General features: G+C 64.6%; 10 protein-coding genes. All 10 read right to left on the minus strand.

Annotated features, from left to right (window positions below; genetic code table 11):
• Positions 1 to 307: 307 nt before the first annotated feature.
• The 10 genes from WCE35_RS04330 to WCE35_RS04375 all read right to left on the minus strand — a co-directional run bounded on the left by WCE35_RS04330 (position 308) and on the right by WCE35_RS04375 (position 8,927).
• Positions 308 to 1,327, minus strand: a complete 1,020-nt coding sequence (locus WCE35_RS04330; protein WP_424592107.1) for a quinone oxidoreductase family protein — start codon at positions 1,325 to 1,327, stop codon at positions 308 to 310.
• A 50-nt stretch (positions 1,328 to 1,377) separates the two neighbouring features.
• Positions 1,378 to 2,709, minus strand: coding sequence for a phenylacetate--CoA ligase PaaK (paaK, locus tag WCE35_RS04335; RefSeq protein WP_424592108.1), 1,332 nt, complete (start codon positions 2,707 to 2,709; stop codon positions 1,378 to 1,380).
• A gap of 21 nt (positions 2,710 to 2,730) precedes the next feature.
• A complete protein-coding gene (gene paaI, locus WCE35_RS04340) occupies positions 2,731 to 3,189 on the minus strand; it encodes a hydroxyphenylacetyl-CoA thioesterase PaaI (protein ID WP_424592109.1) in 459 nt (152 codons plus the stop codon).
• 156 nt (positions 3,190 to 3,345) lie between these two features.
• Positions 3,346 to 4,428 (minus strand): 1,2-phenylacetyl-CoA epoxidase subunit PaaE, encoded by a 1,083-nt coding sequence (paaE, locus tag WCE35_RS04345; RefSeq protein WP_424592110.1) that lies wholly within the window; start codon positions 4,426 to 4,428, stop codon positions 3,346 to 3,348.
• 2 nt (positions 4,429 to 4,430) lie between these two features.
• Positions 4,431 to 4,931, minus strand: a complete 501-nt coding sequence (paaD, locus tag WCE35_RS04350; protein ID WP_424592111.1) for a 1,2-phenylacetyl-CoA epoxidase subunit PaaD — start codon at positions 4,929 to 4,931, stop codon at positions 4,431 to 4,433.
• Positions 4,928 to 5,704: a 1,2-phenylacetyl-CoA epoxidase subunit PaaC gene (gene paaC / locus WCE35_RS04355; RefSeq protein ID WP_424592112.1), complete on the minus strand. Its 777-nt coding sequence runs from the start codon at positions 5,702 to 5,704 to the stop codon at positions 4,928 to 4,930. The genes paaD and paaC overlap by 4 nt, the downstream gene beginning before the upstream one ends.
• 154 nt (positions 5,705 to 5,858) lie before the next feature.
• Positions 5,859 to 6,146 carry a 1,2-phenylacetyl-CoA epoxidase subunit PaaB gene (gene paaB, locus WCE35_RS04360; protein ID WP_074826487.1) on the minus strand — a complete coding sequence of 96 codons (288 nt, stop codon included), beginning with the start codon at positions 6,144 to 6,146 and terminating at the stop codon, positions 5,859 to 5,861.
• Between the two features lie 19 nt (positions 6,147 to 6,165).
• The gene (gene paaA, locus WCE35_RS04365; RefSeq protein ID WP_424592113.1) at positions 6,166 to 7,155 is read right to left on the minus strand and encodes a 1,2-phenylacetyl-CoA epoxidase subunit PaaA; all 990 of its coding nucleotides are present in this window, start codon (positions 7,153 to 7,155) and stop codon (positions 6,166 to 6,168) included.
• Positions 7,156 to 7,228: 73 nt separating this feature from the next.
• The gene (paaX, locus tag WCE35_RS04370; protein WP_424592114.1) at positions 7,229 to 8,098 is read right to left on the minus strand and encodes a phenylacetic acid degradation operon negative regulatory protein PaaX; all 870 of its coding nucleotides are present in this window, start codon (positions 8,096 to 8,098) and stop codon (positions 7,229 to 7,231) included.
• A gap of 58 nt (positions 8,099 to 8,156) precedes the next feature.
• Positions 8,157 to 8,927, minus strand: coding sequence for an alpha/beta fold hydrolase (locus WCE35_RS04375; protein ID WP_424592115.1), 771 nt, complete (start codon positions 8,925 to 8,927; stop codon positions 8,157 to 8,159).
• Between the last annotated feature and the right edge of the window lie 73 nt (positions 8,928 to 9,000).

Consider the following 9,000-nt stretch of genomic DNA (forward strand, 5'->3'; position numbering starts at 1 on the left):
ATTGCGAGGAGCGCAGCGACGAAGCAATCCAGACTCTTTGGCAGGGCATAGCCATCTTGCGGGTCGCGTGATGCTGGAGCAGTGCCGCTGATTTGCCCGACGTGTCAAATGTTTTCGCGCCATCGCAAAAAGCATTATGCCAGCAACTGCTCCTTTGCATGGGGTTGTTTTCCATGTTTTGAGGCGGACCCAGCTATTGATCGAATACGATCCGAGGCCGCCGTGAAATCCACCCCGCGGTTCGTTGTTTCATCCACCAGGGTCGGCCGTCAGGCCGGTACACAACTCGCAATGACGCTCTAAACCATTAAGGCCGCAGGATCACGCGGTCGCGCGATGAACCGGCGACTGCGATGAAGGCAGCCTTGGCCTGTTCCAGCGGATAGATCGCAGATGATTTGATCGGAAACGGCTTGAGATGTCCGCCAGTGAAACCGGGCGCCAATTCCCTGAGCACCGCGCCGGTGGCGACGGACGACAGGCCGAGCGTATCGATGCCGACATAGGTGTGCTGGCCGCGATAGAATTCCAGAATGTTGAATTGCACGATGCGATCGACCGCCGCGATCAGGATCTGGCGGCCGCGCAGCGCCAGCGATTGGTGCGCGGCCTGAAAATAGGGGTCGCCGACGGTGTTGAAGACGATGTCCGCGCCCTTGCCGTCCGTCAGGTCATGAACGCGGGCGGCGACGTCCGTTGCGGAGGCATCGATCACCTCGACCTTGCCATTGGCGTGACCTTGATACGGCTCGCGCTTGCGCACCACGCCGATCACGCGCGCGCCGTGCCAGCCCGCGATCTGCACCGCCGCCTGCCCGACCTTGCCGTTGACGCCCATCACCAGCACGGTCTCGTTCGGCGCGGGGATACCGGCGCGGCGAAAGCCCTCCATCGCGGTGACGAAGGGAACGCCGATGCCGGCGGCCTCCTCCCAGGTGAGGCCCTTGGGCTTTTCGACCACCGCATCGGCTTCGACCGCAAGATGCGTAGCATGGGTGCCGTCGCGCCTGATGCCGAGATCGCCGGACGAGCCGAACACCTCGCGGCCGATTGCGTCAGCCGGGCCATCGACCACGACGCCGGCATAGTCGCGGCCGGGCGTGCGCGGAAACACCGCATAGGGCATCAGCCCGGTCGCGGCCTTCACATCGGACGGATTGACCGCCGCCGCCCTGACCTCGATCAGCAGCTCATGGGCGGCGCGCGACAAGATCCGCGTCTCGATCACTGGCGCGAGCGAGGCAGGGGCATCCGCCTTCGTCATCAGCCGCACGCAGCGCGCCTCCACCGCAAGCCGCCGGGCATCCGGCTTTGGGGCAACCGGCATCACGGATAGTCCCGATCTCTCATGCAACATCTCGCCATGAGGGGCAGGAGTTATCCTTTCGGCCGCTTGTCGTAAACACGTTTCGCCTTTCCGAGCGAGCGCTCCAGCGTGTCGGGCGCCACGATCCGGACCTGCGTGGTGATGCCGATGGTGTTCTTGATGAAGGTGGAGACGTTTTCGGCATGCACGGTCAGCCCGCTGCCGTCCCAGCTTTCGGGGCGCGCTTCCGCCAGCACCGTCATCCCGTCCATCCGCCCTTCGCGCGTCAGTTCGATGATGAAATGGCCCCCGCACCAGTCGGTCGCGAGCAGCACTTCCTCGATCTGGGTCGGGAACAGGTTGACGCCGCGCAGGATGATCATGTCGTCGGAACGTCCGGTGACCTTCTCCATGCGGCGCATGCCCGGCCGCGCGGTGCCGGGCAACAGCCGGGTCAGGTCGCGGGTGCGATAGCGGATGATCGGAAACGCTTCCTTGGTCAGCGAGGTGAATACCAGTTCGCCCGTTTCACCGTCGGGCAGCACCTTGCCGGTCTCCGGATCAATCACCTCCGGATAGAAATGATCCTCCCATATATGCAGGCCGTCCTTGGTCTCCACGCATTCCTGCGCGACGCCGGGGCCGATCACCTCGGAGAGGCCGTAGATGTCGGTGGCGTCCATGTCGAAGGCCTGCTCGATCTCGGCACGCATCGCGTTGGTCCAGGGCTCGGCGCCGAAGATGCCGATTTTCAATGACGACGTTCGCGGGTCCAGGCCCTGCTTCTTGAACTCATCGAGGATCGCCAGCATGTAGCTCGGCGTCACCGAGATGATGTCGGGCCTGAAATCGTTGATGAGCTGCACCTGCCGCTCGGTCATGCCGCCGGACACCGGCACCACGGTGCAGCCGAGCCGCTCGGCGCCGTAATGGGCGCCCAGGCCGCCGGTGAACAGGCCGTAGCCATAGGCGTTGTGCATGATCATGCCGGTGCGGCCACCTGCGGCGCGGATCGAACGCGCCATCACCTCCGACCAGATGTCGATATCGGCCCTGGTGTAGCCGACCACGATCGGCTTGCCGGTGGTGCCGGAGGAGGCATGGACGCGGACCAGTTTTTCGCGCGGCACCGCGAACATCTCGAAGGGGTAATTGTCGCGCAGGTCGGCTTTGACCGTGAACGGAAATTTGGCGAGATCGGCAAGCTGCCTGAAGTCGGATGGATGCACGCCAGCCTTGTCGAACGCCTTTTTGTAGTGGGCGACGTTGTCATAGGCGTGCGCCAGCGACCAGGCGAGGCGTTTGGTCTGCAGCGCCGTGATCTCGTCGCGCGATGCGCGTTCGGCGTCGTCCAGTTGTGGGCTGTATCCGCTTGCTTTCGACTGAAGATTCGTCGTGGCCATCTGGCGTTCCCGTCTCTGCGTCTATTTTGCACCGGCGTCGGACGACGGCAGCCAGGTGCCGCCGACAGTGCGCGAATGACCGCGGAACTCGGCGATCGTTTCGTCACCCATGGTAACGCGGACGTCGTAGATCCCGGACCGGCCGCTGCGCGAGACCTCGCGCGCGGTTGCGACCAGGCGGTCGCCGAGCTTGCCGGGCCTGATGAAGGTGATTGCGCCTTGCGCCGCCACCGTGCGCTCATCGTAGGTGTTGCAGGCAAAGGCAAAGGCGGAATCCGCCAGGGTGAAAACGAAGCCGCCATGGGCGATCCGCTGGCCGTTCACCATGTGCGGCAAGACGGTCATCGTCAGTGTCGCCTGGCCGGGCCCGATCGCGACGATCGCCATGCCGAGGCCCTTGCTGGCATCGTCCTCCGCCCACATCGCCTCGGCGCAGGCGCGCGCGAGATCATCGGGCGAAAGCGTGGCGTTGACGTTCACGGCGGCCTCCCCATCGTCGGGCTCGTTGCAACAAAACTTCCTGGGCTGTGCGATAGTCTTGGAGCGAAGCACCCGGAGTGTCAACGATCCCCTTCGTCATTCCCGGATGTGCAATTGCACGTCATGGTTCGGGCGTCGCGCGCCCCGGAATGACGATCATACGTGGTCGTAATCGATCACGACCTTTTCCGAGGTCGGCCGCGCCTGGCAGGTCAGGATGAATCCTGCCTTCAGCTCCCACGGCTCCAGCGAATAATTCACTTCCATCTCGGCATCGCCTTCGACCAGCCTGGCGCGGCAGGTCGAGCACATGCCGCCCTTGCAGGCGAACGGCAGATCCATGCCGGCGCGCAGCGCGGCGTCGAGGATGGCCTCACCTTCCGCGACCGGCACCTCGCGGCGCTTGCCGTCGATGATCAGCGCGGCAAGCGCCTTCGGCGGCGCGTTCGCCGGCACCACCTTTTTCGCGCGCGGCTTGCCGCCGAGCCCGGAGACGAAACGCTCGACGTGGATGCGCTCCCCGGCAATGCCGAGCTCGTGGCAGGTGGCCTCGATCTGCTCGCTCATGCCGGCCGGGCCGCAGATGAAGACGTGATCGACGTGTGAGGCCGGCACCAGCGAGCGAAGCAGCACCCTCACCTTCTCGCCATCGAGCCGGCCGTGCAGGATCGGGATGTCCTGTTCTTCGGCTGAAATGACGTGGAAAACCGCCAGCCGCTGCAAAAAACGGTCTTTCAAGTCCTCCAGCGCTTCGCGGAACAGCATGCCGCCGGTCGAACGGTTGCCGTAGAACAGGAAGAACTGGCTGTCCGGCTCGCGCGCCAGCACGCCCTTGACGATCGACAGGATCGGCGTGATTCCGGAGCCGGCGGCGAAGCCGACATGGACCCTCGCCTGATCGGGTGCAGCCGCGACGCCGAAACGGCCGGTCGGCGTCATCACGTCGATTTCGTCGCCGGCCTTCAGCTCGTCCGCGGCCCAGCTCGAAAACGCGCCGCCATCGACCTTCTTGACTGCGATCCGCAGCTCGCCGTCATCGGGACCGGAACAGATCGAATAGGAGCGGCGCACTTCCTCGCCGTCCATCATCGTGCGCAGGGTCAGATACTGACCGGGCACAAAGCTGTAATCGTCAGCCAACTCTTCGGGGATCGCAAATGTCAGCGACACCGCGTCGGGAGATTCGCGGCGCAGATCGTTGACGGCGAGACGGTGGAAGCGCGGCGTCAGGGACGACATGGTCAGTGGCACTTGAAATAGTCGAACGGCTCGCGGCAGTTCCGGCAGCGCCACAGCGCCTTGCAGGAGGTCGAGCCGAATTCGGACAGCAGTTCAGTGTTATGGGACCCGCATTGCGGGCAGGCGACTTCCTGCTCGCCGAACAAGGCGCGGCGGGAGCCTGCCGCCGGCGGCGGCGCGATGCCGTATTCCCGGAGCTTGCGGCGGCCGGCCTCGCTCATCCAGTCGGTGGTCCAGGCCGGCGACAGCACGGTACGGATTTTCGGCCGATGAATGCCTTCGCGTTCCAGCGCCAGCTCGATCTCCAGCGCGATCATGTTCATCGCGGGGCAGCCGGAATAGGTCGGGGTGATCACGACCTCGACGCAGCCGTCGTGCACGGCGACGTCGCGCAGCACACCGAGATCGGCGATGGTGAGCACCGGGATCTCCGGATCCACCACCTGCGAAGCCGCATCCCACGCGCGCTGTCGCAGCTCGGCGTCGCTGAGGGTGATACTCACCACGTCGCCCCTGGAAAGGTCCGCGGCATCGACTGCAACTCGCTGAGAAGATGACCGAGATGCTCGCTGTGCCGGCCGTTGCGGCCACCCTGCTGCATCCAGTCATTGTTCGGAAGCATAAGCGTCGCCTCGTTCACGACGTCGGAGACGGTCTTGAGCCACTGCGCATGCAATGTCGCGGGATCGACCGCGATGCCGGCATCGATCAGGCCGCGTTCGCTGTCGTCGACAACAAACATCTCGCCGGTGAAAGCCCAGAGATCGTCGAGCGCGCTCTGCGCGCGGCGATGGCTTTCTTCGGTGCCGTCGCCGAGCCGGATGATCCATTCCGACGAGTGCCGCAAATGATAGGCGCTTTCCTTTTCCGACTTCGCCGCGATCGCAGCCAGCGTCGGATCGCTCGATTGCATCATCGCGCGCCAATAAGGATCGGCAAAGGCTGAATAGAACAATTGCCGGGCGATGGTACGGGCGAAATCGCCGTTCGGCTGTTCCACAAGCAGGAGATTGCGGTACTGCCTGACGTCCCGCAGATAGGCGAACCTGTCCTCGTCGTTGCCCTTTCCCTCGATATTAGCGGCATAGCCAAACAGCTCGCGCGCCTGGCCGAGCAGGTCGAGCGCCATGTTGGCAAGCGCCATGTCCTCCTCCAGCATCGGCGCATGGCCGCACCATTCCGACAGCCGGTGACCCAGGATCAGCGCGTCGTCGGCGCGGCGCAGCGTGTACAGCACCAGCGGCGTTTCGGAGACCTGGATCGATGCGACGGCCATGTTGCCTAACCTTCTTGCGCCATGTTCTCGTCGTCATTGCGAGGAGCGAAGCGACGAAGCAATCCATTCTTCCTTTTTGCGGCGCGATGGATCGCTTCGCTTCGCTCGCAATGACGGCTCAACCGCCGGAAACGCCTTACTGAGAGGGCGGAGACTACATATGCCCGACTTCGTCGGGCACGTCGTAAAAGGTCGGATGGCGGTAGATCTTGGACTCCGCCGGCTCGAACATCATGCCTTTCTCGGAAGGGTCCGATGCGGTGATCGCATTCGAGGGCACCACCCAGATCGACAGACCCTCGCCGCGGCGGGTGTAGATGTCGCGCGCGGCCTGCAGCGCCAGCGTCGTGTCGGTGGCGTGCAGCGAGCCTACATGCTTGTGCGCGAGCCCGTTGCGGCTGCGGATAAAAACCTCCCAGAGCGGAATGTTCGGCGTGGCCATCATGACTTCCCTCAAATCGCTAGGCGGCTCGCTTCGACTGGCGTTGCTTGCGCTTCGCCGCGTAAGCCAGCGCCGCCTCCCGCACCCAGGCACCTTCCTCATGCGCCTTGCGCCGCGCCGCCAGCCGGTCACGGTTGCAGGGGCCGTTGCCGGCCAGCACCTGGTTGAATTCCTCCCAGTCGATCGCGCTGTATTCCCAATGGCCGGTGGCGTTCTGCTTCATGCCGGGATCGGGAATGGTGAGGCCCAAGAACCGCGCCTGCGGCACGGTGGCGTCGACGAATTTCTGGCGCAGCTCGTCATTGGAGAAGCGCTTGATCTTCCATTTGGTCGAGGTGTCGCTGTGCTGGCTCGCTTTGTCGGGCGGGCCGAACATCATCAGCACCGGCCACCACCAGCGGTTCAGCGCGTCCTGCGCCATCGCCTTCTGCTCTTCAGTGCCGCGCGCAAGCGTCAGCATGATCTCAAAACCCTGGCGCTGGTGAAAGGATTCCTCCTTGCAGACCCGGATCATCGCCCGCGCATAGGGACCATAGGAACAGCGGCACAGTGGAATCTGGTTCATGATCGCCGCGCCGTCGACCAGCCAGCCGATCGCGCCGATGTCGGCCCAGGTCAGGGTCGGATAATTGAAGATCGAGGAATATTTCGCTCCTCCCGCCAGCATCAGGTCGACCAGCGCTTCGCGTGAGGCGCCGAGCGTCTCGGCCGCGGCATAGAGATAAAGTCCGTGGCCGCATTCGTCCTGCACCTTTGCCAGCAGCGCCGCCTTGCGGCGCAGCGACGGCGCGCGGGTGATCCAGTTGCCCTCGGGCAGCATGCCGACGATTTCGGAATGGGCGTGCTGGGAAATCTGCCGCGTCAGCGTCTTGCGATAGGCCGCGGGCATCCAGTCGTTCGGCTCGATGCGCTCGTCGGCGTCGATCCGCGCCTGAAACTGCGCGGCGCGCCCGGCATCTTCCACATGGCGATCTTCGGCGTCGGATGTGTTGAGCGCCTGCGTGTACATCGCCGACCTCCCGGATATGGCGCGATTTGATATATATCAAAAAGTATAATTCTACAAGTATTTCTGTAACATATTACGCCCCCTCGAACCGGCGCGCGAGTTCCTCGCCGGCTTTTGGCAATGGTCCGTTTTCATTGCTGGCATGGCGGTCAAGCCATTGTTCGGACGCAACAAGCAGCCCGCGATAGATCTCGCCGCAGAGCTTTCGGGCGGCCCGGCCCGGCCAGTCCTTTGGCAGCAGCGCGGTCGGCAGCAGCGGATCGCGCAGCACCACGCGGCGGTAATGGTGGATCAGGAGGATCCGCGCCGTGAAGGCGTCGGCATCGGAAAGATGGTCGCCACGGCCGATCCACCCCCGCAGCGGCTCAAAAGTTTTCAAGAATTTCAGATAGGCGTCGGCGGTGCGCTGGAGCGGCCAGCTTTCGCCGAGCAATCGCCGCCCGCTGTCGTCCTCGGCGGAAACTTCCAGGCGGATCGCGCGCGCGGCTTCCTCCGGAACCGGCACGCCCGATGGCGCGATCCAGACGCCCGGCAGCGGACTGCCGAAGCCGGCGTTCTCCAGGGCGTCGCGGGAAGCCTCGCGATCCCCGGCATTGCCGATCAGCAGCAGTTCAAACCGTCCGGTCCAGTCCGACGGCGGCGGATCGTAGATATGCCGGGTGGCGGCATCAAAAGTCTGCCGCCCTTTCTTGACCAGCCGGTAATAGCTGTTGCGGCCGACCTTGTGGCGCTCGAGCCAGCCGTCGGCGGCCAACCGCGACATCGCCGTGCGCACCACGCCGCTGTCGATCTCCAGTGCCTTGAAAAACTCCAGCAGCGTGCCAAGCCAGACCGAGCCGCCGCGCGGCACGATGGCATCGCCGAACACGGTGATGACGAGCGAGCCGGTGCGCGACGGTTCGCGTTTCAGCTGGTTGACGATGCGGGCAAGCGGCGGCGGCATGCATCACGCATACCGCGTTTTCCGGAGTCACGACAACGCCGGCAAGACCGGCGCGTGGTTACCGGTTCGGATCTGGATAGACGAGGCTGCGCCAGCCGCGGCGCTCGAACGGCTTCCATTTGCCTTCCAGCTGCGCCAGCCGATCGGCCACCGCATAGACGACCGCCGGATGATGGCCCATGCCGCAATGGCTGCTTTCGACCTCGATGCTTTCCGACGTCGCGGAGGTCTTCTCCATGCAGCCCTGCCAGGCGCAGATGCCGTCGCTGCGGCTGAAGATCGCGGTGGTCGGCACCGGCGGCGTGCCCGCCAGCGATCCGCCAAATCGCGTGTCGTCCTCGTCGGCGCGGCGGCCGCTCGCCATCTCATAGACGCGCCAGGCATTGGTGGCCTTCGGCCCGCTCGCAAACGGGCTGCCGAGCGTGATCACCGCGCGAACGCGATCGGGCATCATCTTGGCGAGCTGCCGCGCGTAGAGACCGCCGAGGCTCCAGCCGACCAGGCTGACCTTGCGGCGGTGGGTGTCGCTCAACTCGCGGATCAGATCGACCATCGCGCGCTGCACGCCTTCGCGCAGGCCCAGATTGCGGCCCTGACGCCAGCCGCTGACGGCATAGCCACGGTTGTTCAGGAAGCTGCGCAGCGGACGCGTCGAGGCGTCGGAGGCAACAAGTCCCGGCAATACCAGCACGGGATGCCCGTCGCCTTTCGGCGCGAGGCTGAGAAGCGGCAAGGCGCCGAGAAACGCGCCGAGTTCGGGAATGGCGCGCCCTTCCAGAAACATCAGCGATCTGGACGGCGGGCGAAGCGTTTGCGCAGCAGCGGACATCATATCTCCTCTCAGGGCCGGCCCCTTACGTCGCGGCAGCCGGCCAATGGGTCGTTCAAGAACACGCACACCT

Origin of the sequence: Bradyrhizobium sp., assembly GCF_049691595.1 — a bacterium.
In the GTDB taxonomy this organism is placed as follows: Bacteria; Pseudomonadota; Alphaproteobacteria; order Rhizobiales; family Xanthobacteraceae; genus Bradyrhizobium.

Bases quoted from the DNA above. Each gene is read 5' to 3' on its own strand.
- paaB (WP_074826487.1), bottom strand. From the start codon at position 6,146: ATGGCCACGCCGAACATTCCGCTCTGGGAGGTTTTTATCCGCAGCCGC.
- WCE35_RS04330 (WP_424592107.1), bottom strand. From the start codon at position 1,327: ATGCCGGTTGCCCCAAAGCCGGATGCCCGGCGGCTTGCGGTGGAGGCG.
- paaK (WP_424592108.1), bottom strand. From the start codon at position 2,709: ATGGCCACGACGAATCTTCAGTCGAAAGCAAGCGGATACAGCCCACAA.
- WCE35_RS04375 (WP_424592115.1), bottom strand. From the start codon at position 8,927: ATGTCCGCTGCTGCGCAAACGCTTCGCCCGCCGTCCAGATCGCTGATG.
- paaC (WP_424592112.1), bottom strand. From the start codon at position 5,704: ATGGCCGTCGCATCGATCCAGGTCTCCGAAACGCCGCTGGTGCTGTAC.
- paaX (WP_424592114.1), bottom strand. From the start codon at position 8,098: ATGCCGCCGCCGCTTGCCCGCATCGTCAACCAGCTGAAACGCGAACCG.
- paaA (WP_424592113.1), bottom strand. From the start codon at position 7,155: ATGTACACGCAGGCGCTCAACACATCCGACGCCGAAGATCGCCATGTG.
- paaE (WP_424592110.1), bottom strand. From the start codon at position 4,428: ATGTCGTCCCTGACGCCGCGCTTCCACCGTCTCGCCGTCAACGATCTG.